The sequence below is a fragment of the Streptomyces sp. NPDC088733 genome (genome assembly GCF_044751185.1).
In the GTDB taxonomy this organism is placed as follows: domain Bacteria; phylum Actinomycetota; class Actinomycetes; order Streptomycetales; family Streptomycetaceae; genus Actinacidiphila.
Genome location: NZ_JBIVLH010000018.1, coordinates 109,151 through 134,450, shown reverse-complemented (window position 1 = coordinate 134,450; position 25,300 = coordinate 109,151). Strand labels below are relative to the sequence as shown.

Here is a 25,300-nt window from a genome sequence, read left to right as displayed (position 1 = left end):
TCCTCGGCCGGTCGCGGGCTCAGGCGGCCCCGGTGAGGCTCAGGTCGGACAGCCGGGCCGGGAGGTCCCGGCGCCGCTTCACCTGCAGCTTGCGGTAGATGCGGGTCAGGTGCTGCTCGACCGTCGACACGGTGACGTAGAGCTTGGTCGCGATCTCCCGGTTGGTGTGGCCGCGTGCCGCCAGCAGCGCCACGCGCGCCTCGGCCTCCGACAGTACCTCGGTCTCCTTGGGCGGTTCGGCCGTCTCGCGGCCGGTGGCCTCGGCGGGTTCGGGGCCGGCCTGGCCGCCGGGCATGAACTGCACGCACAGCGGCTCGGCGCCGCAGGACTTGGCGACGTGCCAGGCCTTGCGGACGAGGATCCGGGCGCGGTTGAAGTCGCCGAGCGCCCGGTAGGCGCGGCCCAGTTCACCCAGGGCCACGGCGAACTGCAGGCGGTCCTCGCCGACTTCCAGGATGTCCACGGCCTCGGTGAGCCGCTTGAGCCGGTACGTGAGGTCGCCTCCGGTACGGGCGAGCATGAGCAGCAGCGCGCCGCGGGAGCGGCTGCCCTCGAGTCCGGTGTCACGCTGGTTCTGCTGTTCGGCGTACTCGCGGGCGCGTCCGGTGTTGCCGAGGGCCAGCCAGGCCTCCGCGGCGTCGAGCCGCCAGGGGACGAGTTCCACGGCGTCCATGTCCCATGCCTGCATCAGCTCGCCGCAGGTGAGGAAGTCGCGCAGTGCGGCGTGGTAGCGCCCGGTGGCCAGGTGGCAGCGGCCACGTGCCCGGAGGTACTGCAGGCCGAGGAAGGTGGAGAACATCGCCTCGGGAACGGGCTGTTCGAGGAGGTTCATCGCCTCCTCGTGGTTGCCCATCTGGACCTCGGTCTCGATCAGGATGGCCAGCGGCAGCGCGATGCCGACGCCCCAGCTCTGCGTGCAGATCCGCGAGAGGGCCTGGCGCGCCTGGGCGGCCGCGCCGGGCAGGTCGCCCCGGCGCAGGGCGATCTCGGCGCGGACGACGCCGAGCGCGGCGTGCCAGGCGGGGGCGTTGCGTGCGGAGCACTCGCCCAGCAGCCGTTCGCACCACGCGAGCGCCAGGTCGAGGCGGCCCGTGTAGATCAGGGTCAGCAGGGCGAAGACGAGGGGCTGGATGGTCCGGTCGCCCAGGTGGTAGCGCTGGAGGACCTGGGTGGCCTCCGCGACGGCGGCGTCCGTCCTGCGCTCCCGCAAGGTGGTCAGGACGGCCCCGGCGGCCTGGACGTAGGCGCAGTCCGCGGAGTCGTAGGGGGCCATCGCCGCCGCGACCGCCGCCGGCGTGTGCGCGCCGCCGGGCCGTACGGAACCGGACGGATCGGTGTCGGTGCCCGTCTCCGCGTCCGTGTCCGCGAAGAGCGCGGTGAGCGGCGGGCTGATCGTCGTCAGCCAGGTCCGGGCGGTGGCGATGCTGGCCTGGGCATAGGCGGGGGCCGCGGCGGTCATCTGGTGCCGCAGGGCCTCGCCCGCGCCCTCGGTCTGTCCCATCCACACCAGCGCCGACACGGCCTGGATCACGTCCCGGTCGGCGAGCCGGCCCGCCGCGAGTTCCCGGCACAGCTGCCGCAGGTGGCTCTCGGCGGCCGCCGGGCTGCTGCGCCACACCAGGCTCACCAGGCGGGATTTGAGGGCGGCGCGCTGCGGCCCCTCGGGGCAGGAGGCGACGGCCAGTTCCCAGCACTGCTGGGCGAGTTCGTCCTCGTCGTCGACGAGCGCGTACTCCGCGGCCTCCTTGAGGACCGGGATGGCCCACTCCTCGACGTTCTTGCGGGCGGCCACGAGGTGGCGGGCGACGTCGAGGGAGGCCGCGCCCTCGTGGTGGAGCAGCTTGGCGGCCCGCAGGTGCAGTGCGGACAGCGCGGCGGGGGGCGCCGCGTCCAGGACCGCTTCGCGGGCGGCCGGGGTGCGGAACGCGCCCTTGTGGAGGACGCCGCAGCGTTCGAGATCCTGCAGGGCCTGCTCGGTGGGCTTGACGTGCAGGTCGACGATGTGGCTGAGCTGGACGGCGGAGCAGCCGTCGCCGAGGACGGCGACGCCGCGGGCGGCGGTCAGCATCTCGGGGTCGCCGCGGTGCAGGCAGTTGAGAACGGCCTGCTGGAAGGTCTCACCGGGGGCGGCGGAGGTGCCGTCCTCCAGCAGTGCCTTCAGCAGCAGCGGGTTGCCGCCGGTCGTCCGGTGGATCTCGGGCGCGAGCCGGCCGACCGCCGCCTCCGGCAGGTGGTCGCCGAGGACCCCCGCGGTGCCCTCGGGCGTGAGCAGCCGGAGCCGGACGCTGGTGCAGTTGGGCTGGCGCTGCAGCTCGGCGTGGAAGGCGAGTTGGGCCGGTCGCAGCCGCACCGCCTCGGTGAGCACGATCAGCACCCGGGCCTGGCGTACCCGGCGGGCCAGGCAGAGCAGGAAGTGCAGGGAGAGCTCGTCGCCGTGGTGGACGTCGTCGACGGCGATGACGACGGTCCTGTTCCGGGCGAGGCGGAGCACCGCGGTGGACAGGTGCGGCATGATGCGCATGCCCGCCTCGGTGCCGTCCGCGGCCTGTGCGGTCTCCTCCGAGGCTGCGTCGAGCAGTTCGGTGGCGTAGGCGTGGACCTCCGGCGAGTGGTGGCCCGCGCTGTCGAGGATCCTGCGCAGGATGCCGAACGGGAGAAAGCGTTCGGAGCGGGAACCGGAGGCCTCGAGGACCAGTGCGCCGGCGGAGATCGCCTCGTCGGTGAATCTCTCCAGAAGGCTCGTCTTCCCACTGGCGACGGCCCCGTTGATCACGGCGACCCGGCCCCGGCCGCGCATCGCGCTGCCGAGGAGTTCGCTCAGGGTGTCCAGCTGCTTCCCGCGCTCGAACAGCCTTGCCGACACGGAGTTTCCCCTCCCGCTACCACACGTCTACGGAGGACGTGACGACCGCGCGCCGTGCCGGTGGGCCCGTGCGGTGCCGTCCTGTCATCTGTGCACCGCGGGGCGCGTCCCGGGCCGTTGTACGGCCCTGCCCCATACGGTCGTCCGCCAGGACACCGATGTCCGGCGGCTTTCCGCCCCCGCCGTCAGGCGGGGGCGGGCACTCGAACTCGCGGCCTGTCGGACGCGATCCCCCGTTGTGCCGAAGCGCTTGGTTCAGTTCGTCCGAGCGTCCGCGGTCAACCCCTCGGAAACAATTCTCAGGATGCGCTCCTGATGGTTCGCCAAAAAGAAGTGGCCCCCAGGGAAACAGTGAATTTCAAAATCACTGGTCGTGTGCCTTTCCCAGGACTCCGCCTCTTCGCGGGTCGTTCTCGGATCCGCGTCTCCGGTCAGCACCGTGATGGGCGTGCGCACGACGTCCTCCGGGGTGGCCCGGTAGTTCTCGATCGCGGTGTAATCGGTGCGAATTGCGGGCAGCACCATGCGGAGGATTTCCTCGTCCCCGAGAATCCTCGAATCCGTCCCGCTGAGTTCACGCATCTCCGCTACGACGCCGTCGTCGTCGCGCAGGTGCACCGTCTCGTGGCGGTGACTCGACGGCGCGCGCCGTCCGGAGGCGAAGATCCGCACGGGAGCCACGCCGTGGTCGCGCTCCAGTCTCCGCGTCACCTCGAAGGCCAGGACCGCGCCCATGCTGTGCCCGAAGAAGGCCAGCGGCCGGTCGAGCCAGGGCAGGAGTTCCCTGGTCAACTCGTCGGCGTAGCGGGTCATGTCGGTGATGCCGGGTTCGTCCCTGCGGTCCTGGCGACCGGGGTACTGCACCGAGAGGACGTCCAGCGCCGGAGCGAGCGCCTGCGACATCGGGAAGTAGAAGGAGGCCGAGCCACCGGCGTGCGGCAGACAGACCAGTCGGACCTGGCTCCCCTCCGACGGGTGGTAGCGGCGGATCCAGCGGCTGGAGGCCATGTTTTCTGCCAACTGACTGAAACTTTCCACTCAACGTCGGGACGCGATCGCGCGCTCGATGCCGCGACGGCAGCATGAACACGTTTCCTTCACAGCGCCATGTCTAGCAGAGGCGGCGAGCGGCGGAGTACCCCTAATCGGCACCCCTACACGCCTGAAACACCCCTGGTGGACACATCGACGGCCAGGGGTGGCGACCCCGCGGGAAAAGGTGTCGGGTTCGGCGGATAAGAGGGCGTTTGAAGCAGGCGGAACGCCCGTGATGCCCGAATGGGTTCGCGCCGGGTCTGGGCGTTATCACCCGTTCTGCCCTGCGGGGACGCCGCCGGCCGAAGTGATATGAAGCACGGCCGCGGAGCCGTCGGTAAGGGTCTCCCGGTCGCGGGCGAGACGGCGACATATCACGATCCAACCGGTACTCCGCCGAACCCACGGATATCCGGGTTCGGCATTGTTGAATCCTTTTACTCGATCTCGGGGCGTGCCCGGCACGGCGTCGCGGAGCGATCGGGACCGGGCCGGTTTCGCGGGTACCGCGGCGGCCGGCCCCGGGGCTCAGGACGCCCCGGGGTCCGGCCGCCGCCGGCCCCGTACCTCCGCGCGATTCAGTCGTTCTCCGCGACCCGCTTGCCGAGGTCGAGTTCGACGCCGTCCGGCTGCTGCAGGCCGCGCTCGAAGAGACGACGGACGCGGTCTGCGTTCTCCGGCCGCCCCGCCGTCCGGAAGTAGGCGGACAACGCCGATCCGGCCTCCTCGTCGGAGGTCGGGGCGCTCTCGTCGACGAGGGCCTTGGTCCGGGACACGGCGGTCTTGTCGAACCCCGCGACACGGCGGGCGAAAGCGTCGACGAAGGCGTCCAGTTCGCCGTCGGGGACGACACGGTTGACGTAGCCGTACTCGGCCGCCAGCTCGGCCGGGAAGTCGTCCGCCCCGAGCAGGATCTCCATCGCGCGGCCCCGGCCCACGAGCCTGCCCAGGCGCCCCGTCGCGTTGCCCCCGGGCACGGCACCGACACCGACCTCGAACTGCCCGAGGATCGCCTGATGTCCGGCGAAGCGTATGTCCGTGGCCAGCGCGAACTCGCTTCCCGCTCCGCGGACGCGGCCCCTGATCGCGGAGATCGTCAGGGCCGGGACCTTGCTCAGGCGGACGAAGTTGTCCGCGTAGGGGTGGAGGCCCGTCGGGCCGGGCTTCATGGCGGCCACCCTGGCGCCGTCCGCCAGGAAGTCGAAGTGCGCCATGAAGAAGTCCGGGTTGTCGCTGCGGAAGACGACCACGGTCAGATCAGGCGCCTGCTCGATGCGGTCGACGAGAGCGGCGAGCTGCTCGATGGTGTCGACGTCGATGAGGTTGACCGGACCGTTGGAGAAGGTCACGTCCCAGTGGGACGGCGACACCTCGGTCACGTGGAACTGCTGCGTGTCTGACATGCGACGCACACTAGCTGACTTTAAAAACGAAATCCAAGTCGACGGCCGCGGCGCGCCGCGGAGCCGTGAGGTGCCACGGGCTGGACCGGACCTCGGCCCAGCCCATGGCACCCGGCCGGGGGCGCTTGCGCCCTCGGCCCGCGGACTTCCTACGGTGTGATGCGCAAGGCGTCCACCATCCCCACCGAGGTGCTGCGGTTGACGATGCGGATGGTGTGCGTTCCCTGGGTCAGTCCGGTGCGCTGCCAGACGGTCTGCTGCGCCTGCCGCGCTCCGGAGACCCGCAGGTCCACCGTCGCCTGGAAGGTGCCGTCGAGATAGACGTCGACGGGCCCCATGTCGCCGTTGCGTTCGGAGATGTAGCCGACTCCCGTGCCGGTGAAGGTGTACTGGGCCACGGAGTTCACCGTCGTGCTGTGGTGGGTGTCGTCGTTGTAGTCGCCGTAGCCCCGGCCGCTGGTGCCGTACCAGTTGCTGTCGTAGGTCAACTGGCTGTCGTTCACCATGGGGTTGGCGGTCTGGGCCAGGCCCAGGGTGGAGGTGGTGCCGCTCAGCGCCTTCTCCCCCTGGTTCGCGGTGCCGGTGAGCCGTACGGCGGTGTAGGAGGACAGCGGCTTGGCGGTGCGCTCCACCACGTACACCCTGCCGGCGACCGTCGGCAGGTCGAACTCGGCGGCGCTCGTGGTGAGCGCGGTCGTACCGCCGGTGACGTCGCGGACCCTCACCTGCTGGGTCCCCCACGGGTTCACGACCCGCGTCGTCTTCCCGTACAGGCTCTTGATGCCGATGTACTTCACCTCGCCGGCCTCACGCTCGGAACTGACGGTGAAGCCGCCCTTGGCCAGCAGGGTGAAGCGTCCCGTGAAGGAGGAGTCGCTCGGCACCGCGGGGAAGACCCGGATCTTGTCGTTGTAGGACTGGAGCAGCGACTCGTTGAGGGCCGCGAGGTGCACCCCGAGGTACTCGAAGACGCCGTTGGTGTTGTCGGTCATGCCGTTGGGATAGGTCTGGTACTTGCGGAGCATCGTCTTCATGCCCTGGTACGCCTGGTCCCCCAGCCCCAGCCGGGCCGCCTGCACGGCGTCATTGGCCCAGACGTTGCCGTACGGGAAGGGACGGGCATTGAAGGTGTTCACGGCCTTCTGCTGGTCCGGGGCGCCGATGCCGGTCCGGTCGTAGGGCCAGATGAGTTCGGCCGCCACGTTCTCCCCGTTGCGGGTCTGGGCCAGCGGCGGGGTGTGCGGCAGATAGACGTCCGCGGTGGACGGGTAGGCGATCAGGTTGTCCACGATCCGCTGCCACTGCGGCCGCAGGTCCGCGTCCAGGCCCAGGGACTGGGACGTGCTGATCGCGAGGGGGAACAGGGTGCGCACCGCGGCGAGGTCGGTGATCGCGTTCGGCACGTTCCAGTACGTCTCGTGCGCGTTCGAACTCGCGACGTAGTACTTGCCGGACGCGGAGTCGAAGGACAGCTTCGCGGCGTAGAACTTCACCACGTCCCGCATGAACGGGTAGGCGGTGTTGCGCAGGTAGGCGGAGTCGTTGGTGTACGCGTACTGGAGGTACATGTTGTACGCGGCCTCGGTGCCCGTCGACCAGATGTTCTTCGTGAAGTCGCTGTTGACGGTGCCGCGGGCGTTGCCGTCCCAGCCCATGGTCTCCGGCACCCACAGCCCGTCGACGCCGTAGCGGGTCCCGGTGTACGCCTTCAGCGCCGCCGCGTTGCCGCTGTAGAGCCGGTTGAAGCCGGCCATGAGGTCGGTGTGGTTGGAGGCGAGGAAGGAGTTGTAGACATCGCGCTGGTTCCAGAACCAGTACGCGTTGCTCCACTTGGTCTGATCACCGGTGGCCCGGAAGACGCCGTTGATGAAGTGGAACGGATTGGTCCCGTACCCACCGGCGGCGATCATGTACGTGCTCAGGTAGTAGACGTTCTCCAGGTAGTCCGCGTCCCCGGACAGCCCCGAGTACTGCACGAACGACTTGCCCCAGAAGTTGTGCCACCAGGACGTGTAGTCGCCGAGCGTCGCGCTGTAGCCGCGGCTCTTGGCCGCCGCCAGCGCGCGCTTGGCCTCGGCCACCGAGTCGTGCGAGGGCGCGTTGAGCCGGGTGCTGGCGGTGAACCAGATGGTGTAGCTGCTGGACGGGGTGATCGACAGGCGGACGGTCCGGCCGTCGACGACACGGGTGCTGTAGGACGCCCCCTCCACCGTGGCGGCCAGGGTGTAGCCGAAATTCTGCGGGTCGGACTGGCCGCGGCTGATCCCGGCGCCGGTGGAGTCGGCGTACGTGGAGACCGTCTTCCAGGTGGTGAGGTTGGGCACGTCACCGCTGTTGCCCAGCTGGGAGACGTCCCACAGGCCCAGGTCGAGGTTGACGGCGGAGACCCCGGAGCGCGAGTCCTCGACGTGCACGCCCATGACCTCGGAGTTCGGCACGCCCATCACGGTCACCGTGCGGTTGCTGTCGTACTTGGTGGTCAGGGTGCCGTCGTAGAGCGACAGGCGTTGCTGATAGGTGCTGTAGCCGCTCTCGAGCGCCGGGGTCGTGGACAGGTTGAGCAGGCCCGCGCCGAACGCCGTCTGCTGCGAGGTGTCCACGCCGGACACCTGCATGGTCAGCCCGTTGTTCTGCCAGGCCATCGCGCCCGTGCGGCCGTTGCCGACGGTCAGCCCGTGCAGGGGGTTGGTGTTGGGCCGGTTGTAGACGAGGTCGTGCTTGGACATATAGGCGGCGCGATCCACGTTCAGGGCTCCGTTGGCGGAGTCGAACGCGGCCTCCGTCGGTGCGGCCGCGGCCGGAGCCGACAGCCCGACGGCGGTCGCGGTCATGATGCAGACGGCTGCGAGCGCCGCTCGCACAAGTCTGCGCAGTCTCATCGAATGTCCTCCCTGCTGGTCATGGGGGTGCGCCGACCGGCGCCCGGAGAGCCTGGGACGGGGGTGCGACCGGTCGACGTGGAGCGTGATTGATCGGATGACTTGGTGGGACTGCTTCTTTGGCACGCTTGCTCCCCGTGCCGTACGAGGGCATGGCGAAGCGACGCGCCGGGCGGGACATGTAACGGAAAGAGCAGTGCAGGTCGCACGAGGCCGTTCGCTCTCGAAGCGCCTGCGACAAGCGGAATGACGGCGTGCGGGTACGTCACGGCGTTGGCATGGCCGTGCCACAGGAAGTGAACATCGGATGTCTTGACGGGTCAACACTCAGCGCAAAATCTGCCGGGCGGTCGGCCTTCCGCCTGCGTCACGGGGAGCGGAGAAGCCGTGGTGAGGCGAAGCCGCCCCCTCCGGCACCCTGCCGGGAAACACGGAAGGCCTCGCGGTGCGCGGTGTACCGGCGGTACCGTCAGTACATGACGAGTACCAAGGGCATGAACGTCCCCTTCACCGACGACGACGAACTCGACCAGGTGCGCCGCGCGGCGGCGGCCGCGGGCCTGCCCACCCGCGAGTTCATCCGGCAGGCGGCGCTCATCCAGGCCAACGCCGTCCCGACCGCGTTCCTGGAAGCCGCGATGGAAGCGCACGCAAAGGTGAAGGACGCGTTTGCCGAGATCCTGCCGGAGGACGGCCGTCCGAACGAGGCGTACCGCGCCGCGGACGCCGAGGCCGGCCACCGCCTGGCCGAGCTCAACGCCGACGACCAGGCGCGCGGGACCGCCGCGTGAGCCGGCCCGACGCGGTGATCTACGCGGACGTCCCGATGCTGCTGCAGGTCGCCGAGCACATCACGGGCGATCCGCAGGCCGACGACCTGGGCATCCTCCCGGCCGCGGTCGCCCGGCACCGCTCGGAGGCCATGCGGCGCGAGATCTACGGCTCGATCTGGCTCAAGGCGGCCGCGCTGCTCCACACCCTGGCCAGGCTCCCGGCCCTGGAGCACTCCAACGGCCAGTTCGGCTGGCTCGCCGCGGTCGCGTTCCTCCGCGTGAACGGCCACACCCTGACCTACGAGCCGAAGGACGCCGCGATCCTGGTCCGCGACGTCATCGCCGGCGAGGCGCCCGTCCGGCAGATCGCCCTCCAGCTCCGCCAGTGGGACACCGCCTGAACCCGCGGACGCCGAGCGGGCTTGTCAGAGGTACCCGCTAGCTTTCCGGCCATGGGAAATTCAGGCGGATCATTGACGACGCGGACCACGGAAGACCTGGGCCGGCTCATGCTGGCAGCCGGGTTCACGGACCTTGAGGACACGGAGGTGCGGGCGGAGGGCTGGCAGGTGACGGACTTCGCCGACGCCGGACGACGCAGCCTGGCGAACCTCGTCCAGAGCACACGGACACCGGCGATCATGGTGTCCTTCCTGGACAGCGACGTCGGTTTCGTCGAAGCCCTCACGCCGGACGGCAGCAGATGGCAGGGCCTGCTCAACCGCGAGATGGCGGAGAGCTACGAGATCCCTCTGGACCGCTTCCCCGTCGAGCGGGCGGTCGCCGGCGCACTCGCCTGGTCGGCCGCGGCCGGACTGACGCCCGACGAGGAAGCCATCCGGCATGCGCTCACCGGGTCAGCCCTGTTCGCGGAAGAGCTCTCCTCAGCCCTCTTGGCCGCCCTGGGGCTGCCCGGTGCGACCCGGGCCTGACATGCCGCACCGGCACGGGACGTGCACCGCTCACTGCGCACGCGCGAGCAGTCCGACGGCGACCTCGCGCAGTTCTTCGTCCGTGTCCGGGCGGGCGACCCGGCGCGGCGAGCGAGCGCACGCTTCGAGCAGGGGCAGAAGTTCCGGCGGTGTGATCCCGATGTCTCTGAGGGTGCGCAGCGCCTCCAGGCGATGCCACGCGCAGTCACCGGCGTGGGGCGCCCTGCTGGGGACGGCCAGTTCGACCAGCAGCGGGACCACCGGGCCAGGATCCGCGGTGATGCGCCAATAGGCGTCGGCCGCTTCCGCACGCGCCATGCCGTCCCGCCCAGCGAACAGTTCCCGCACCTGCGCGGCCAAAGGCGCGGCCAGGGGCCCGAGCCGACCGGCCTGGGGCAGGATCCACTCCGGCGAGTCCCCCGCCATCAGCTCGCGCAGCAGACCGATCGCGGCTCCGGGCCGGCCGGTGAGCAGCGCGTGGGAAACGGCTGCGGTGGCACGCAGCGCCTTCTTCGGGTTGTCGCGTCGGGCTGCCGCGAGGCGGTCCAAGGTGGCGTTGTCGACAAGGGCCGGATCGAGGGTGCTGAGGAGCTGCATCGCACTGAACGTGGGGCGAGCCCGGAATGCCTCAGCGATGTGGGCCGCGTAGGTGCGGGCCATGGCTGGGGTGAGTGCGTCGAGCAGTGCCGGGTCGCCGTTGGGCAGGTGTTCCTCAAGGGCCAGGTGCAGGAGGGGTGGGAGGTGCGGGTCGTGGCGGGTGAGCAGTGCGGCGATCGCCTCGCTCGTGGGGACAGCGTTGGATTCCAGCAGCCGCAGATCGCCGCAGTGCCCGAGCGCGAGCTGTGCTGAAGCGGCAGCTTCGGGTGCCTCACGGCATGCTTCGTCCAGCAGCATGTCCCGCACCTGAGGGCCCGGATCGGCGGCACGGGGCATCCATTCGGCGAGTTGCCGCAGCAGCCAGGCTTCGCGTACGGGTGCCATCCAGTGGTCGTAGGTCACGGGGCGCGACAACGGAACTGCGCGTGCCAGGGCGGCCATGATGCGGGGTTCCTGGTCGCGCCAGTCCTTGCCCACCTCATCAGCCAGGTGGGAGCCGCGGTAGCCCAAGTCGCCCGCCGCGATCCACGCCTCGGCCACGGTGAGCGCCGCCTGCGGGTCCTGGAGCAGGACCTCGCGGAGCCGACCGTCCGGCGGGCCGGGGGACGGAAAGGGTTCTGAGCGCCCTGTTGCCCAATAGCAGCCGAGGTCCCTCGCGCCGTCAACGGCAACGATGTTCACCAACGCGGCCGGGAACGGCCGCTGCGCGCGTTCCAGCCCGAGCTGGGCGGCGGACAGACGGACTTCAGGTGCGTCGTCCGCGAGTGCCCTGGCTTCCCCGCACAGCACGGCGTCCTGGTCCGGGTCGGTCACAGCGAGGGCGGTCATGGCATCCGCCCGGGTCCATGCATCCGGATCATGTGCGGACAGATCGCTCAGGGTACCCCGTACGGCTGGATCGAGTGGCTGGGGGGCGACCACGGTCATGCGGATCGCCTGCTGCCGCACCGCGGGGTGCGGATCGGTCAGGCAGGCAGTCAGCGCTGGTAGTTCGGCCACGACCGCGGCTCGCAGCCGCCCGCGGAGAGAGTCGTGGTCGACTCCCTTCTCGGGATCTCCGGCAAGACGGGTCAGCAGGTACAGGAGACCTGCCCGGTGATATTCCGTGTGCATGGCAAGGTGCGCGAGGAAGGGTACGGCCGCGACCGTAGCCGGGTAGATCGACCCCTGGTGGTTGATGTTGTTGAAGAGCTCCTCGATCACCGACTCGCCGTCTTCGGTCTCCGGGTCCTTCTCCGCGTACAGCGCGCGGATCCATACGGGCACCTGGCCGGCCGGACCGTACGCGTCCTTCAGGGCGAACCAGTCCACCATGTCGAGTTCCTCGGGAGGTCTCATGACGGCGGAACCTACCGGCAAGCTCTGACAGCGCCCCTCCCGTGGGATCACGGCACCAGGCGAATGCCTCGCGTCACGCAGCACCAGCCAGATCCGGCGGCCCGCTCGCCCTCCGGCTGACGTGGTTGATCCACCACACGAAGAAAGCCGCTCCGAGGGGCAGCCCCATGACCGCACCCAGGATGAATCCGAGGTCCTCGGCGCTGGGCGACACCCATGATGCCGCCGCGCTGCCCGCCCCTGCCGACGCCAGCATGGTGAGGAAGATCGCGGCCACTCCGGAGCGCCGGCCCGCGGGCCGGGTCCGGTACAGGTCGGCGACGGGCCCGCTTCCACCCCCCACAGCCGCCATGCACATCAGGCCGAGGTCGTCCGGCAGCCAGCCCAGAGGCCACGCGACGAGTGCCAGCAGTCCGAGGAAAAGGAGAGACCAGAGCATGCCCGTGGCCGACTCCGCAGCCACCTCCCACGGTCGGCGCCGTATCGGACCGGTCCCCTGCTCGCTGGTCATACCGGGAGCGTAACCGCAGGCAGCACCCCATGCCGAATGGCTGCCGCGGGCACATCGGCCCGACCGCTCGGGCGAAGGGGGGCGCCGCGTCGGTCCCTGCCACCTGCCCGGCCGACAACCACGGTGACGGCAGGCGACCGCCTGCCCTACTGTTCAGCGGATGAGCACTCTCCAATCGAGGTGGCCGAGGTGAGGCCGGCCGAGGTCCGGCACTGATCATGGCTGACCTGCGACTCGTCTGGACTCTCAGCGGACATGGCTGGGCCGACTGCACCGTTGCCGATGACCGAGCCGAGGCCGCCATCACCGCCTCGTACATCACGACCGCGCCGGAGGATCTGCTGACAGCGGTCGCCCGTCTGCTCGCCGGTGAGACGGAAACCCGTGCACAGTTCGAGGCGGAGCCCACCGCTTTCCGCTGGATCTTCGCTCGCGTGGGCAGCGACGTCCGGATTCGCCTGCTGGAGATGGCGCACAGCGGCAAGAACGACGCCGCCGGCGCCGAGATCTGGTCGAGTCGGCAGCACGTCGATGCCGTCGCCCGTGCGGTGATCCGGTGCTTCGACGAGGTTGCGCGGAAGTACGGAGACAGCGGATACCACGGCAAGTGGGGCGGGAACTTCCCCCGCGTCGAACTCGAAGCCCTCAGGCACATATGGCGCGCGGGACAACCGCCCCGGACAGCGTGATCCGGTACAGCACGACCTGCATCAATTCCACGGATCCGCCGACTGACACACTGTCACCACCCATCAGCCGACCGCAATCCCTGGAACTCCATTCACATGCTGCACGTAGTCTTCAACGGCCACGGACTCTTCGTCGCCATCGCCTTATTCCTGACCCTCGCGACAATGGCGGCCACCTATGTGCGGGCACGCCGCGGTCATCCCCGTCCGTGGGCCACCAGTTGCTTCGCCGGCAGCACCGCCGCCGTCCTGCTGCTCACCTTCTGGGGATCAGGCAGCGGGTACGTGGGGCACTGCACGATCAACCGCCAGGTGAGCGAGGCCTTCCTCAACGATCAAGGGCTTCTCAATGTCGCCATGTTCGTCCCTCTGGGCTTCTTCGGCGCCCTCGCCCTCCGGCAGCCCGTCGCCGTGGCCCTGGGCGCCGGCGCGCTGAGCCTGACCATCGAGGTCGTCCAGGGCACCGTGCCCGTGGTGGCGCGCACCTGCGACAGCTCGGACTGGGTGGCCAACTCCACTGGCGCGGTTCTGGGTGCGGCCCTGGGCTGGGCGTTGACGGTTGCGGCCGCGCGCATACGTGTCCCGGCCTGGCGAGGAAACCCCCGACCGTTCGCCTGGTCCCTCGCAGGCGTGCTCGCCGTCGACGCGTTGGCCGGATTCCTGCTCATGGAACTGCTCTTCGTCGACGCCACGAGCGTGCAGTACGGCAGCTCCGAGATGCGCAAGGCCGCCGAGGCCAGGACCCGCGAGGCCTTCGGGACTCAGCTCACCGTCCGGAAGGTGCAATACGTTCCCAGGGACAAGTTCATTCTGGCCGCGATAGGCAAGGGATCGATCATGCTGAACTGGCCCGACGACGGAGAGTTCAGCGCCGACTTCATGCCGTACCAGCAGGGCGTGGACTCCTCTCTCATCAGCTCCATCGCGGTCGTCGACAACCTTCCCGTCCCGAAGAGCGCGCAAGACGCCCGCACGATCGCCACGTACTACGCGCGGCAGCACTTCCCCTGGGCGTTGCCCGGCTCACGGATCGAGAGCCACCTGGACCCCGAAGGCGGGCCGGGGTGGAACATCGGCTGGCGCCGTACCGTCCGCGGCGTGCTCATGCCCATGCGCCTCGACGTGAAGATCGACCGCACGGGCCGGCTCTACGGCATCCGTGTGCGGGAGGTCGCCGACCCCGTCGACGTGCCGGCTACCCGGCTCACCGAGTCCCAGGCGAGGGCCGCCGCCCGCCGCAGTGCGGACCTCAACCTGCCCTCGGACGTCACCATCGGCAAGGGCACCCTCGCGCTCGCGGACCAGGAGGGGACGTGGCACACCGTCTGGCTGTTCCCCACCGGAATCGGTGACGACACGGAACAGGTCATCGCGATCGACTCCGCAACCGGGCGCTCCGTTCCGCTTCGTACGCGGGACGGCTGACCATGAGCCGGTGTGAGAGCGCACCGGCGCTGAGCCGCCCCGGCGCGCCCTCACACCACCGTGCCGCCGGGTCATGGCGCGGTTCGACCCAGGCGACGGCCCGTCAGGTCCAGCCGTCGTGCGACCACTTCTGGCAGCCGTTGACGGTGCCCGCGTGCAGCATCTTGCCGCGCGTCTCGGTGCCGTACCCGCCGTCCTGTGCGGCGCCGATGGCCTTCTGGACCGAGATCAGTGCGCTCCTGGTCGCCGGGCCGAAGTCCCCGTCGAGCGTCAGGGCCTTGCCGTAGCAGCGGTTCATCGAGTACTGCAGCGCGCGGACCGCTTCGCTGTTGTCGCCCTGCTCGAGAAAACACGTCGAGCTTCCGGACGAGGTGCCGGGCACTTCGAGCCACAGCCCGCTCACACCGGTCGCTTTCACGTTGGAGGTGCAGATCGAAGCAGAGGCGGCCGCGACAGCGGTCGTGGGAGCCGCGGCGGCAAAGCCTCCCGCGGCCAGCACCAACGCGACGGCGGGGAAGGCATGTCGTATCCGGCCCAGCCTTGTTGAGGCCATGAGACTCCAATCGAGGGGTGCACGGTCACTGGCGACTGACGCGGGAGGCTAACACGCCGATCACAGGCGGAGTGCTTCGAACTACCCTATTTTTAGGGTGACTTGGGGATCCCCAGACGCACCCCGCCCGGCCTGCCGGACCTCTCTCCGGCAGCACGAAGGGGCTGCCCACGACCGAGCGGTCGTGAACAGCCCCTCCTTCAAGCCGGTGCGACTACTTCTTGAACGCGTAGTTCATCAGCTTCGTCGCGTCCGCCGTACGGTTGGCCACCGAAGAGGAAGCGAGAACGGTGCCGATGACCGTCTTGCCGTTCCGGGTCGCGGCGAAGACCAGGCAGTACTTGGCAACCGCGCCAGAGCCGGTCTTGACCCCGATGGTCCCGGCGTAGCTGCCGAGCAGGGTGTTGGTGTTGGTCCACGTCATGTAGCGGTAGCCGCCACTCTTCGTGGTCACCTTCTGCTTGGTCGACTTCGTCTTCACGACCGTGCGGAAGTTGGCGTACTTCATCGCGTTGCTGGCGAGCTTGGTCAGGTCGCGCGGGGTGGAGTAGTTCCCCCCGCTCCCGATGCCGTCGAACGAGTCGAAGTGGGTGTTCTTCAGACCCAGGCTCTTGGCGGTCGAGTTCATCTTGCCGATGAACGAGTTGACCCGCGCTGCCCGCGAGGTGCCGGTGCCGAACTTGTCGGCGAGGGCGTACGCCGCGTCACAGCCGGACGGGAGCATCAGGCCGTACAGCAGCTGACGGACAGTCAGCTTGTCGCCGACGATCAGGTGCGCCGAGGACGCACCCTTGGAGACGACGTAGTCGCTGTACGCCTTCTGGATCGTGACCTTGGCGTCGAGATTCAGATGCGGCTGGGCGAGTACGACCCGCGCAGTCATGATCTTGGTCGTCGAGCCGGTGGAGCGACGGGTGTCGGCGGCCTTCGAGTAGAGGGTCGCGCCGGTCCCGTTGTTCATCACGAAGCCGCCCTTGGCGGTGATCGTGGGCACCGCGATCGTCGCGGCGTGAGCCGGAGCCACGAGCGCTCCGGCGGATATCACCGCTCCCGCGGTGATTGTCACCGCGGACACGCGGGACATGTTCTTTATGCCGTTTTTCAAAGTGTATACCTCAAATGTTCCTACGGGCTGACGGCATGACGATGCCGCCCGAATGGAGACTCCCGAAGAAGGCAAAAGGATGCCCATCCCATCGCAAGAATTTTCTAAGTTTCTCTCGCATGAGTACGTGCACAGAAATGGCAATTCGCCCATAAACGGGAGACTTGGGCTCCATAGGGCACGAAGTACATTGCCGCCGGAAATACGTCACGAGCGGCCCGGGGCGACCCCATCCGCCTGCTGCCCACCCGCCCCGGCGGGGCGCGGTCAGGAGGGCAGAAGTTCCACGACGACGCGACACGCAGCGGGTTCTGACGTGATGTGAAGGCCGGGGTCGTCGAACATGCGCCGCAGCGACGCAAGCCACTCGGGATTGGCGGTGGCCCGGTCGAGCGCGGTGCCCGAGTTCCAGTCGGCGACGTGGACGAATCGCGCCTCAGGCGCCTCCGCGAGCAACCTGTGCAAACGCGAGCGCACAAAACCGGGTTGAGTCGACATGATCCGGGCGTTCTCCCGGTACACCTCGACGAAATAGTCCGCCTCATCCGCGGGGACCGCGTAGTTCTTGACCACGGTGACCGGCTCGTCGACTCCGGTCTTCGACTCCAAGGATTTACTCATGCCCCTGAAGACCGGGCACGTCGCGAACTTGTGACGTCGAGGCAGGGCGCGTCGACGACGTTGGGCTGGAGCGAGAGTTCCACGATCCGGTCGTCGTTCGGGGGGCATGCTCGGCCCCTCTGCCTGACAGGCTTCACGAATCGCCTGCTTCAGTGCGGCGGAGGCCGCGGACACTCGGGTACGGACCGCTTGTTCCGCTGCCGCGCCCCCTGCGCGAAAAGCAGGTGCGTGCGGGCGCCCTCCCGGGAAATGCTGGTCACGTCCCCCCGCGCCGTGCGCGGGGCCCGTTCCCGTCACGCCTTCCCGGTCCGCCAAGGAGCCCACGCTTGCAGGGTGTTGTCACCGTTTCGCCTTCCCAGGTGCCCGAGTTGCTGCTGGGCCTTGCCACCGTACGGCCCGTGTTCCTGTGGGGCGCACCCGGGATCGGGAAGTCGTCGCTGGTCAGGAAGTTCGCCGAGTCGCTGGGGCTGGACTGCGTGAGCCTCATCGGGACCCAGCTGGCTCCGGAGGACCTCATCGGGGTCCCGCAGATCGTCGACGGCCGGTCGCGGTTCTGCCCGCCCGAGTCGATCGCCCGAGACGAGCCCTACTGCCTGTTCCTCGACGAGCTGAACGCCGCCACCCCTGATGTGCAGAAGGCGTTCTACTCCCTGATCCTCGACCGGCGTATCGGCTCGTACGAGTTGCCCGCCGGAAGCATCGTGATCGGTGCGGGCAATCGCGCCACCGACAACGCACTGGCCCGGCCCATGGCCTCCGCCCTGGTGAACCGGCTCGCGCACGTGCATCTTCGGGCCTCCGCAAAGGACTGGCTGGAGTGGGCGGCGACCGCCGGCATCCATCCGTGGATCACCGACCACCTCACCGACCGGCCGGACCACCTGTGGTCCGCCCCGCCGAAGACCGAGGAGCCGTTCTCCACACCGCGGTCCTGGCACATGCTCTCCGACGCGCTGCACTCCTTCGGCCCCGCCCTGGACGAGGAGACGCTCAAGGTCCTGGCCCACGGCATGCTCAGCCCCGCGCACGCCGTGGCCTTCTGCGGCTATGTCAAGATCGTCCGACACGCGTACGGCCTGGAGGCCATCCTCAAGGGCGACGCGACCTGGCCGCACCGCGTCGAGGACCGCGACTTGCTCTACTACCTCGCCGATTCCTTCCGCGGCCGCCTCATCAAGGAGCTTCCGGCGAACAAGGAGCATGCCTCCCCGGCCGTGCGCCAGACCGCCTACCGCGCCAAGTCGCTGCTGGTGCAGCTGGCCGAGATCTCCGTCGAGGTCGCCCAGACCGTGATCGCCGAGGGCGCCGACGACAACCCTGTGCTGCCTTCCTGGTTCTTGCTGGAGGCCGCCCGCGACATGCCGCGGCTGGTCGAGGCGCGCCGGTGAGCGGAGCGCGGGGCTCGTCGTCGCGCAAGCGTTCCGAGGTCAAGGACGACCCGGCGGCCCAAGCGTTCGCGGCCGGGGTGGACCTGCTGCGCCGCAATACCGCGCTGGCCGCCCTGTCCGCCGTCAACGGCACCTTGTGCCGCAGCAAGGACTGCGCGGAGCACCCCCGCGGCGGCGGCTGGGCCGCGGTGACCTCGGACGGTGTCGTGCACGCGGACCCGCTGCGCCGCGCGGAGCCGGAGGAGTGGGCCTGGGTGCTGGCGCACTGCCTCCTGCACCTGGGCTTCGGCCATGTCCCGGCGGCCCGGGGCACACGGGAGCAGCCCGACCGGTTCGACCTGGCCGCGCGCTGCACGGTCGTCAACCGCTTCCTGGCCACCTTCGCCGTGGGCCGGGCACCCGTGGCCCTCCCCGAGAACTTCCCGGGCGGCGACGAGGACGAACTGGCCGCGCGCTGGCGGCGCGACGGCATCCCGCCCGAGCACGCCGCGTGCGGCACGGCGGGCTCGCACCCCGACCAACTGCTGCGCCCCTGGCACCGGCCCTGGCAGAGCCCCGAGGACTGGACCGCCGCCTTCGCGAGCGCCCTGACCCGGACGATGTCGGCGGCCATGGACGTCGCCGGCGGCCGCCGTGAGGAGCTCACCGGGGCACGCCGGCCCCAGCGTCCCTGGGAGCGGGCGCTGAGCTGGTTCGTCTCCTCCTACCCGCTGCTGGGTGGCATCGCGGCGGGGATGACCCTGGTGGCCGACGCCGAACTCGCCCGCGCTCAGCGGATCTCGGTCGCCGCCGTCAACGCCGAGGCGGGCGAGATCTACCTCAACCCCCTGTGCGCGTACACCGACGAGGAATGGCGGTTCGTCCTCGCCCACGAGATGCTGCACGCCGCGCTGCGCCACGGCGAGCGCCTCGGCGGGCGCGACCCGTACCTGTTCAATGTCGCCGCCGACTACGTGATCAACGGGTGGCTGGTCGAGATGGACGTCGGGCAGATGCCGGACGGACTGCTCCACGACACCGCGCTCGCGGGCCTGTCCACCGAGGAGGTCTACGACCGCATCGCCCGGGACCAGCGCAGGCTGCGCCGACTCGCCACGCTGCGCGGCAAGGGGCTGGGGGACGTCCTGGGCGAACCCCTGCCGCGCCCCGGGGAGACCGCCCCGGCCTGGGTGGACCTGGACGAGTTCTACCGGCGCGGTCTGCGCCAGGGCTTCGACCTGCACCGGCGCGAACGCGGCTTCCTGCCCGCCGGACTCGTCGAGGAGATCCAGGCGCTCTCCCATCCGCCGCTGCCCTGGGACGCCAGACTGGCGCGCTGGTTCGACGAGTACGTGCCGCGGCCCGAAGCGGTGCGCAGCTACGCCCGTCCGGCACGCCGTCAGGCCTCCACGCCGGACATCCCCCGGGCGGGCCGGAGTTTCCCGCCCGAGGAGGTGGCGCGCTGCACGTTCGGCGTGCTGCTGGACACCTCGCTGTCCATGGACAGGACGCTGCTGGGCAAGGGTCTCGGCGCGATCGCCTCCTACGCCGCCGCCCGCGACGTGACGGGCGCGCGCGTGGTCTTCTGCGACGCGGCCCCCTTCGACGCCGGCTACCTGCCCGTCGCCGAGATCGCCCACCGGGTACGGGTGCGGGGCCGCGGCGGCACCGTGCTGCAACCGGCCGTGGACCTCCTGCAGCGGGCCGAGGACTTCCCGCCCACGGCCCCGATCCTTGTGATCACCGACGGCGACTGCGACGTCCTCCGCATTCGCCGCGAGCACGCCTTCCTCGTGCCGCAGCGCGCGGTGCTGCCGTTCACCCCGCGCGGGCCGGTCTTCCGGATGCGCTGACACGCCGCTGCCGTACGGGGAGGACGGCCGGCCTCCGGGGGACGGTCAGCGGTGCTCGGGGTTGGCGTTGCCGCTGCGGCAGCCCGCGTCCCAGGCACTGCGCTGGTTGCCGTAGGCGGGGATGCCGCCGAGGTCCTTCAGGGCCCTGGCCAGGTGCAGCAGGTTCCACGTCATGAAGGTGAGGTTGCGGTTGGTGAAGTCGTTCTGCGGCCCGCCGGAACCGGGGTCGAGGTAGGAGGGCCCCGGGCCGGCCTCGCCGACCCATCCGGCGTCGGCCTGCGGCGGAATGGTGAAACCGAGGTGCTGGAGGCTGTAGAGGACGTTCATGGCGCAGTGCTTCGCCCCGTCCTCGTTTCCGGTGATCAGGCAGCCGGCCACCCGCCCGTAGTACGCGTACTGGCCGCGCTCGTTCAGCAGGCTGGAGCACGCGTACAGCCGCTCGATGACCCGCTTCATCACCGAGCTGTTGTCGCCGAGCCAGATGGGGCCGGCCAGCACGACGATGTCCGCCCGCAGGATCCGCTGATAGAGCTCGGGCCACGCGTCGCTCTCCCAGCCGTGCTCGGTCATGTCCGGCCAGGTGCCGGTGGCGATGTCGTGGTCGACCGCCCTGATGACGTCCACGCCGACGCCCTGTTCGGTCAGGATGCTCGTGCTCCGGTCGACCAGCCCCTGGCTGTTGCTGACCTCCGGCGACCGCTTGAGCGTGCAGTTGATCATCAGGGCACGCAGGTCGTCGTAACGGGCGGGCGGGCTGTCGGCGAATTCCGGCTGGCCGGTCACGTGGGCTCTCCAGGGTGTCCGTCACTCCGTCACCGGGCCCTGCGCAGCGGCCCGGCGGCGGCCACGCGGTCGGCGATCTTCCTGCCAGAATGACGTCCGCCCACGCGGTCCGCCAGCCGATCACGACGCGACGCGCGGGCCGTGAGCCATTCGGCAGCGGGACGGCCGTCCTGTACGGCCGCTTCTTCGGACTACGTCTCGCTCGCGGTCTGTTCGCCGCTCCGCAGCCGGACGGGGTCCTCGGCGCGGATCACCTCGGCGCTGTGCTTGTCCTCGGCCTCGATGCGGACCGCCTCCTCCAGCACACGCCGCACGCTGCCGGCGGGGATGACGACGGCGCCACCGGAGTCGGCGTAGACGTAGTCGCCCGGCACGACGCAGACGCCGCCGATCTCGACGGCGATGTCGGCCGCGTACGGCATCACGGTGTCTCCGCCCCAGTGGGTGGCCTGGCCTCGGCACCACGTGGCGAACCCGTAGCCGGCGAGCTCGGAGAAGTCGCGGAGCCGCCCGTCGGCGAGCACCCCCGCCACATGGTGGTTGTGCAACCGCGACAGCTTGGTGCCACCGGCGTGGGAGACGTCGGGATGGCCACCGCTGGACAGCACCACGACCTTGCCCTCCGGGGCGTCGCCGACCGCGCGGTAGAACACCGTGGCGAAGCCGAGGTCCTTCTCCGGCAGATCGTCGCGGTACGGCAGGAACGCGACCGTGACGGCCGGTCCGAACATGACCCGGGACGGGTCGGGGCTGACGAGGTCGACGATGTCCGCGCGGTGCCCGTGGACGCGTCCCATGGCGTCCACCAGGGACGCGCTGTCAACCTGCTCGAGCAGGGCGCGCAGGCCGCGCAGGTCCTCCGTCATCCGGACCACGCGCTCGGGCGGACGAGGGACGCGCGGTCCCGCGATCCTCCACGCATCAGGGCCTCCCGCGGTGCGAGTGCCGGCGCCGCACGGCACGGTGCCGGTCCGGGACGTGCGCCCTCGGCCCGGGCGTCCATCGGACCACACGCGATGGGACCGCGCATCCCCGCGAAGCCGGGGCCCGGCCGGTTTCTCGTGCTTCCCGCGCTGCGGCAGCATAGGAGCCCTCATTCCGGGGTGCTGAGGCAGCGCGTACGGGCCCATGACCGCGGACACAACACTTGAAGGGGACTCACACGTGAGCCACCACGTGCCCGCGGACCTGCTGGCGATCGTCGACGCGCTCCTGCCCGGTGCGCCGCTGGATGGCGCGCGGCTGGCCGCCGACGGCAACATCCATCACGTCGTGCTCCTCCCGGGCACCGCGGCCGTACGGATCAGCAAGCGCCCGTCGGGCGCGGAGGCGCTGCCCCGCCGGACGGAACTGCTGCGCGCCGTCGGCGCCGCCGGCCTCCCGTTCGCCGTTCCCGAGCCGCTCACGCCCGTCACGGCCTTCGACGGCCGCGCCGCTGTCGCGGTGTCGTGGATCGACGGCACCGCGCTCCCCCAAGGCGAGGGCGACCCCGCGCAGATCGCGGAACTCCTGCGGGCCCTGCGCGATGTCCCCCTCACCGCGGAACTCCGTCGCGCCCTGTCCCCCGCGCACCAACCGGCACCGGCACGAGGCTGGGCCGGCGTCCTGGCCGAGGATGTCATCCCGCGCCTGCCCGCCCGGTGGCGCGACGAAGGCCGGCGCCGGCTGGACGACGCCCTCGCGCTGGAGCCCGTACCGGACGCGCTCGTCCACGGCGACCTCGGCGGCTCCAACATCCACTGGGGCCCCGACGGCGCACTCGTCGGCGTCCTGGACTGGGATCTCGCCCTGCCTTTCGACCCCGCCGTCGACGCGGCCTGCATGGCCTGGCACGGCTGGCACACCGTCCGTGACGCCGTCGACCACGACACCTACCGGCGGGCCCGGGTCTGGGACCGGACGTTCGGCATCGAACACCTCATCGCCGTTCTGCCCGGCGCGCCGCTGTCCAACGTCGACAGCTACGTCGACCACATCGTGCCCTGGCTCGAAGCCCACGCCCACTGACGCGCGCGGTCCGGAGGAGGTGCAGCAGGAGCCCCCCTCCCGGACACGGCGGCGAAATCCGGTCAGTTGTTCGGAACCCGATTGCCCGCCCGGGCGGCAGCTGTCAGCGTCGTGCGCGGCCGCCCGGCGGCCACGCGACCCGGACGCTCATCAGATGATCCGTCGAAGGAGACCTCCGCCGTCATGAGAAACGCCTTACGCCTCCCCGCCTCGCGCCCCAGACCCGGCTGGCGTGCCAGGGTCGTCAGCTTCGCGGCCACCGCGGCGATCCTCACCACCGCCACCCTGATCGGCGCCGGCCCGGCGATGGCCGCGCCCGCGCCCATCAAGCTCACCTCGTCGTCCTGCCCGACGGACATCGTCCAGGGCCAGGTGAGCGGCTGCGTCACCGAGCTGCAGAACCTGCTCAACGCGCACGGCGCGGGCCTCCTGGTGGACGGCGAGTTCGGGGCCAACACGCTCTACGCCGTACGGGAGTTCCAGGCCGCCACCGCGATCGCCGTGGACGGCCGGGTGGGTCCGCAGACCAAGAGCAAGCTGTACGCGACCGGGGGCACCGCGCCCTCGCCGGTGAACCTCACGTCCTCGTCGTGCCCCGCGAACATCGTGCAGGGCGCCAAGGGCGGCTGCGTCACCGAACTCCAGCGGCTGCTGCGACACTTCGGCTACGCGGTGAGCGTGGACGGCGAGTTCGGGCCGGAGACGTACAGCGCGGTCCGCAGCTTCCAGTCCTCGCACGGCCTGTCGGTCGACGGCGAGGTCGGCGCGAACACCAAGCGGGAGCTGTACGACACCGACGAGGCGCCGTCGACGGGCCTCGACCTGCGATCGTCCTCGTGCCCGTCGAACATCGTGGAGGGCCAGACCGGCGGTTGCGTCGCGACCCTCCAGGCGCTGCTCAACGGCAAGGGCCAGCACCTCGACGTCGACGGCGAGTTCGGCCCCCTGACCGTGGCGGCGGTGCGGTCGTTCCAGTCCTCGGCCGGCCTGTCGGTCGACGGCGAAGTGGGCCCGAACACCAAGAACGCCCTCTACTCCAACATCGGCGGTGGCGGCGGCAACGGTGCGCCCGCGCCGATCAACCTCAACTCCGCCTCGTGCCCGACGGACATCGTCCAGGGCCAGCGCAGCGGCTGCGTCACCGAACTGCAGAGCCTCCTCAACCACCACGGCGCCGATCTCGCCGTCGACGGCGACTTCGGGCCGATGACCGACAGCGCGGTGCGGGACTTCCAGGCCGAGAAGGGTCTCGGCGTCGACGGAAGGGTGGGCCCGAACACCAAGGCCGCCCTGTACGGCGCGGTCACCCCGCCCTCGTCCCCGCCGCCCGGCGGTGGTTACGCCAAGCTCCTCGACGTCGCCGCCGCCGAGGTCGGCACGGTCGAGGGCAGCGCCAGGGCGAACAGCTACGGTGCGTCCGTGGGCCTGTCCCTGTCCACCAACAACTACGCCTGGTGCGCGACGTTCGTGAGCTGGGTGGCCAAGCAGACGGGTGCCACCTCCTACCGCAACAGCTATGTCTCCGGCTGGGTGAAGCAGGCACGCGCCGGCAACTACCACCTGTCCGTGACGACCAACCCGCAGCCCGGCGACATCGTTGCCTTCGACTGGAACGGCGGGAGCAACTTCAACGACGGCAACGAGCACATCGGCATCGTGCGCACGGTGAGCGGCGGCGCCTCCTTCACCACCGTCGAGGGCAACACCGGCAACCCCAACGGCGGCAAGGACGGCGTCTACATCAAGAACCGCGGCACGAACCAGGGCTACGACGTGGTGTTCATCCGCGTCCGCTGACCGGCCTCCGGCACACGCTTCGCGGAGCCGGCAGGTCCTCTCCGGGGTGGAGGGGGCCTGCCGGCTTTCCTATGACGAACTTGCGGGGTGTGGGTTCTGAGGCGGGGGCGCGCGGGTTCAGGCGCGATGTGTCAGGCAGGATGAGACTCCAATCGGTTGGGGAGGGCTCAGGGTGGGTTACGCGTTGCATGCGGTCATCGCAAGTGACGAGGTGCTGCGCGTCGCTTCGCGCGAGGTTCCCGGATCACAAGTGGTGCCACTTGGCCAGGGCCTGTCGCTGATGCCGATGACCGATGAGGTCTTCGATGCCGTCACGGACGGCAGCGACGGAGGAGGCCTGGGGTTCTGGCGGCTGCCAGGAGGCTTCGACACGTTGCTGGCTCAGTGGTCTGCGGCAGGGCCGCTCGCCTATGTCGAGGCCGAATACTTCGGCGGAGTCGGCGAGCAACGGGCCGCTGTCTGGGCTGACGGCGCACTGGTACTGGGGCCGCTGGACAAGCCGACGAAGAAGCGGTTCTCGCGAGCGGTCAGCCCCATCTCCCAGGCCCTGCGGCGGCTGGGCGCCCGAAGGAGTCTGGGCGAGGACGAGTTCGATGCCGTGGGGCTGGACCGCCATCGCAGCAACGAGGACTGGATCTCGTCCAGCGCCTGAGCAACGTCAGGCGGCGGCGACTTCCCGCTTCCCCCATGACCTTGCGAGGTACTGACCGTACGCGCAACGAGTGACAGTCGGCGAGGAGGCTCTCGCCTCCTCACTTGCACCGTTCTC

21 protein-coding genes are annotated in these 25,300 nt (G+C 70.1%); 10 read left to right on the top strand and 11 right to left on the bottom strand.

The genetic code is table 11. The features are described 5' to 3' along the window. Positions 1–19: 19 nt before the first annotated feature. The 4 genes from ACIP64_RS28875 to ACIP64_RS28860 form a co-directional block, all read right to left on the bottom strand. On the bottom strand, positions 20–2,863 hold the full coding sequence (locus tag ACIP64_RS28875) for an AAA family ATPase (RefSeq protein ID WP_401592294.1): 2,844 nt from the start codon (positions 2,861–2,863) through the stop codon (positions 20–22). A gap of 255 nt (positions 2,864–3,118) precedes the next feature. Further along, positions 3,119–3,871: a thioesterase II family protein gene (locus tag ACIP64_RS28870; RefSeq protein ID WP_401592314.1), complete on the bottom strand. Its 753-nt coding sequence runs from the start codon at positions 3,869–3,871 to the stop codon at positions 3,119–3,121. A 605-nt stretch (positions 3,872–4,476) separates the two neighbouring features. Next, positions 4,477–5,301, bottom strand: a complete 825-nt coding sequence (locus tag ACIP64_RS28865; protein ID WP_401592292.1) for an enoyl-CoA hydratase/isomerase family protein — start codon at positions 5,299–5,301, stop codon at positions 4,477–4,479. Positions 5,302–5,450: 149 nt separating this feature from the next. Continuing rightward, positions 5,451–8,180: a glycosyl hydrolase family 95 catalytic domain-containing protein gene (locus tag ACIP64_RS28860; RefSeq protein WP_401592290.1), complete on the bottom strand. Its 2,730-nt coding sequence runs from the start codon at positions 8,178–8,180 to the stop codon at positions 5,451–5,453. Between the two features lie 476 nt (positions 8,181–8,656). Between ACIP64_RS28860 and ACIP64_RS28855 the strand changes: the two genes are divergently transcribed. From ACIP64_RS28855 to ACIP64_RS28845, 3 genes are read left to right on the top strand one after another with little or no spacing between them, the layout of a single operon-like run. Continuing rightward, positions 8,657–8,971: a hypothetical protein gene (locus ACIP64_RS28855; protein WP_401592288.1), complete on the top strand. Its 315-nt coding sequence runs from the start codon at positions 8,657–8,659 to the stop codon at positions 8,969–8,971. Beyond that, positions 8,968–9,354, top strand: a complete 387-nt coding sequence (locus tag ACIP64_RS28850; RefSeq protein WP_401592286.1) for a fic family toxin-antitoxin system, toxin component — start codon at positions 8,968–8,970, stop codon at positions 9,352–9,354. The genes ACIP64_RS28855 and ACIP64_RS28850 overlap by 4 nt, the downstream gene beginning before the upstream one ends. 51 nt (positions 9,355–9,405) lie before the next feature. After that, complete coding sequence (locus ACIP64_RS28845) at positions 9,406–9,885, top strand: hypothetical protein (protein ID WP_401592284.1); 480 nt, start codon at positions 9,406–9,408, stop codon at positions 9,883–9,885. Positions 9,886–9,915: 30 nt separating this feature from the next. On the opposite strand, the gene ACIP64_RS28840 is transcribed toward ACIP64_RS28845, so the two are convergent. After that, positions 9,916–11,820 carry a hypothetical protein gene (locus ACIP64_RS28840; protein WP_401592282.1) on the bottom strand — a complete coding sequence of 635 codons (1,905 nt, stop codon included), beginning with the start codon at positions 11,818–11,820 and terminating at the stop codon, positions 9,916–9,918. 73 nt (positions 11,821–11,893) lie between these two features. After that, a complete protein-coding gene (locus ACIP64_RS28835; protein ID WP_401592280.1) occupies positions 11,894–12,331 on the bottom strand; it encodes a hypothetical protein in 438 nt (145 codons plus the stop codon). Between the two features lie 218 nt (positions 12,332–12,549). Between ACIP64_RS28835 and ACIP64_RS28830 the strand changes: the two genes are divergently transcribed. Further along, positions 12,550–13,020: a hypothetical protein gene (locus tag ACIP64_RS28830; RefSeq protein ID WP_401592278.1), complete on the top strand. Its 471-nt coding sequence runs from the start codon at positions 12,550–12,552 to the stop codon at positions 13,018–13,020. A gap of 96 nt (positions 13,021–13,116) precedes the next feature. Next, positions 13,117–14,445, top strand: coding sequence for a VanZ family protein (locus ACIP64_RS28825; RefSeq protein WP_401592276.1), 1,329 nt, complete (start codon positions 13,117–13,119; stop codon positions 14,443–14,445). A gap of 103 nt (positions 14,446–14,548) precedes the next feature. Here ACIP64_RS28825 and ACIP64_RS28820 read toward each other — a convergent pair whose 3' ends face one another. The 3 genes from ACIP64_RS28820 to ACIP64_RS28810 all read right to left on the bottom strand — a co-directional run bounded on the left by ACIP64_RS28820 (position 14,549) and on the right by ACIP64_RS28810 (position 16,712). After that, a complete protein-coding gene (locus tag ACIP64_RS28820; protein ID WP_401592274.1) occupies positions 14,549–14,998 on the bottom strand; it encodes a peptidoglycan-binding protein in 450 nt (149 codons plus the stop codon). Positions 14,999–15,212: 214 nt separating this feature from the next. Then, positions 15,213–16,082, bottom strand: coding sequence for a D-alanyl-D-alanine carboxypeptidase family protein (locus tag ACIP64_RS28815; protein WP_401592272.1), 870 nt, complete (start codon positions 16,080–16,082; stop codon positions 15,213–15,215). A gap of 288 nt (positions 16,083–16,370) precedes the next feature. Then, positions 16,371–16,712, bottom strand: a complete 342-nt coding sequence (locus ACIP64_RS28810; RefSeq protein WP_401592270.1) for an antibiotic biosynthesis monooxygenase family protein — start codon at positions 16,710–16,712, stop codon at positions 16,371–16,373. Between the two features lie 338 nt (positions 16,713–17,050). Between ACIP64_RS28810 and ACIP64_RS28805 the strand changes: the two genes are divergently transcribed. Then, complete coding sequence (locus tag ACIP64_RS28805) at positions 17,051–18,112, top strand: ATP-binding protein (protein WP_401592268.1); 1,062 nt, start codon at positions 17,051–17,053, stop codon at positions 18,110–18,112. After that, positions 18,109–19,944 carry a hypothetical protein gene (locus ACIP64_RS28800; RefSeq protein WP_401592266.1) on the top strand — a complete coding sequence of 612 codons (1,836 nt, stop codon included), beginning with the start codon at positions 18,109–18,111 and terminating at the stop codon, positions 19,942–19,944. The genes ACIP64_RS28805 and ACIP64_RS28800 overlap by 4 nt, the downstream gene beginning before the upstream one ends. 45 nt (positions 19,945–19,989) lie before the next feature. Here ACIP64_RS28800 and ACIP64_RS28795 read toward each other — a convergent pair whose 3' ends face one another. Next, a complete protein-coding gene (locus tag ACIP64_RS28795) occupies positions 19,990–20,664 on the bottom strand; it encodes a flavodoxin family protein (RefSeq protein WP_401592312.1) in 675 nt (224 codons plus the stop codon). A gap of 254 nt (positions 20,665–20,918) precedes the next feature. Continuing rightward, positions 20,919–21,593, bottom strand: coding sequence for an RraA family protein (locus ACIP64_RS28790; RefSeq protein ID WP_401592264.1), 675 nt, complete (start codon positions 21,591–21,593; stop codon positions 20,919–20,921). A 298-nt stretch (positions 21,594–21,891) separates the two neighbouring features. On the opposite strand from ACIP64_RS28790, the gene ACIP64_RS28785 reads away from it, so the two are divergent. From ACIP64_RS28785 to ACIP64_RS28775, 3 genes are all read left to right on the top strand, one after another. Continuing rightward, positions 21,892–22,734 carry a phosphotransferase family protein gene (locus ACIP64_RS28785; RefSeq protein ID WP_401592262.1) on the top strand — a complete coding sequence of 281 codons (843 nt, stop codon included), beginning with the start codon at positions 21,892–21,894 and terminating at the stop codon, positions 22,732–22,734. A gap of 183 nt (positions 22,735–22,917) precedes the next feature. Continuing rightward, positions 22,918–24,531, top strand: coding sequence for a peptidoglycan-binding protein (locus ACIP64_RS28780; RefSeq protein ID WP_401592260.1), 1,614 nt, complete (start codon positions 22,918–22,920; stop codon positions 24,529–24,531). 172 nt (positions 24,532–24,703) lie between these two features. Then, positions 24,704–25,183 carry a hypothetical protein gene (locus tag ACIP64_RS28775; protein ID WP_401592258.1) on the top strand — a complete coding sequence of 160 codons (480 nt, stop codon included), beginning with the start codon at positions 24,704–24,706 and terminating at the stop codon, positions 25,181–25,183. Positions 25,184–25,300 lie beyond the last annotated feature (117 nt).

What these genes read in the sequence shown, in the direction of transcription:
- ACIP64_RS28870 (WP_401592314.1), bottom strand. Translation starts at nt 3,871, where the DNA reads ATGGCCTCCAGCCGCTGGATCCGCCGCTACCACCCGTCGGAGGGGAGC.
- ACIP64_RS28865 (WP_401592292.1), bottom strand. Translation starts at nt 5,301, where the DNA reads ATGTCAGACACGCAGCAGTTCCACGTGACCGAGGTGTCGCCGTCCCAC.
- ACIP64_RS28860 (WP_401592290.1), bottom strand. Translation starts at nt 8,180, where the DNA reads ATGAGACTGCGCAGACTTGTGCGAGCGGCGCTCGCAGCCGTCTGCATC.
- ACIP64_RS28855 (WP_401592288.1), top strand. Translation starts at nt 8,657, where the DNA reads ATGACGAGTACCAAGGGCATGAACGTCCCCTTCACCGACGACGACGAA.
- ACIP64_RS28845 (WP_401592284.1), top strand. Translation starts at nt 9,406, where the DNA reads ATGGGAAATTCAGGCGGATCATTGACGACGCGGACCACGGAAGACCTG.
- ACIP64_RS28840 (WP_401592282.1), bottom strand. Translation starts at nt 11,820, where the DNA reads ATGAGACCTCCCGAGGAACTCGACATGGTGGACTGGTTCGCCCTGAAG.
- ACIP64_RS28835 (WP_401592280.1), bottom strand. Translation starts at nt 12,331, where the DNA reads ATGACCAGCGAGCAGGGGACCGGTCCGATACGGCGCCGACCGTGGGAG.
- ACIP64_RS28830 (WP_401592278.1), top strand. Translation starts at nt 12,550, where the DNA reads ATGGCTGACCTGCGACTCGTCTGGACTCTCAGCGGACATGGCTGGGCC.
- ACIP64_RS28825 (WP_401592276.1), top strand. Translation starts at nt 13,117, where the DNA reads ATGCTGCACGTAGTCTTCAACGGCCACGGACTCTTCGTCGCCATCGCC.
- ACIP64_RS28820 (WP_401592274.1), bottom strand. Translation starts at nt 14,998, where the DNA reads ATGGCCTCAACAAGGCTGGGCCGGATACGACATGCCTTCCCCGCCGTC.
- ACIP64_RS28815 (WP_401592272.1), bottom strand. Translation starts at nt 16,082, where the DNA reads ATGTCCCGCGTGTCCGCGGTGACAATCACCGCGGGAGCGGTGATATCC.
- ACIP64_RS28795 (WP_401592312.1), bottom strand. Translation starts at nt 20,664, where the DNA reads ATGATCAACTGCACGCTCAAGCGGTCGCCGGAGGTCAGCAACAGCCAG.
- ACIP64_RS28790 (WP_401592264.1), bottom strand. Translation starts at nt 21,593, where the DNA reads ATGACGGAGGACCTGCGCGGCCTGCGCGCCCTGCTCGAGCAGGTTGAC.
- ACIP64_RS28780 (WP_401592260.1), top strand. Translation starts at nt 22,918, where the DNA reads ATGAGAAACGCCTTACGCCTCCCCGCCTCGCGCCCCAGACCCGGCTGG.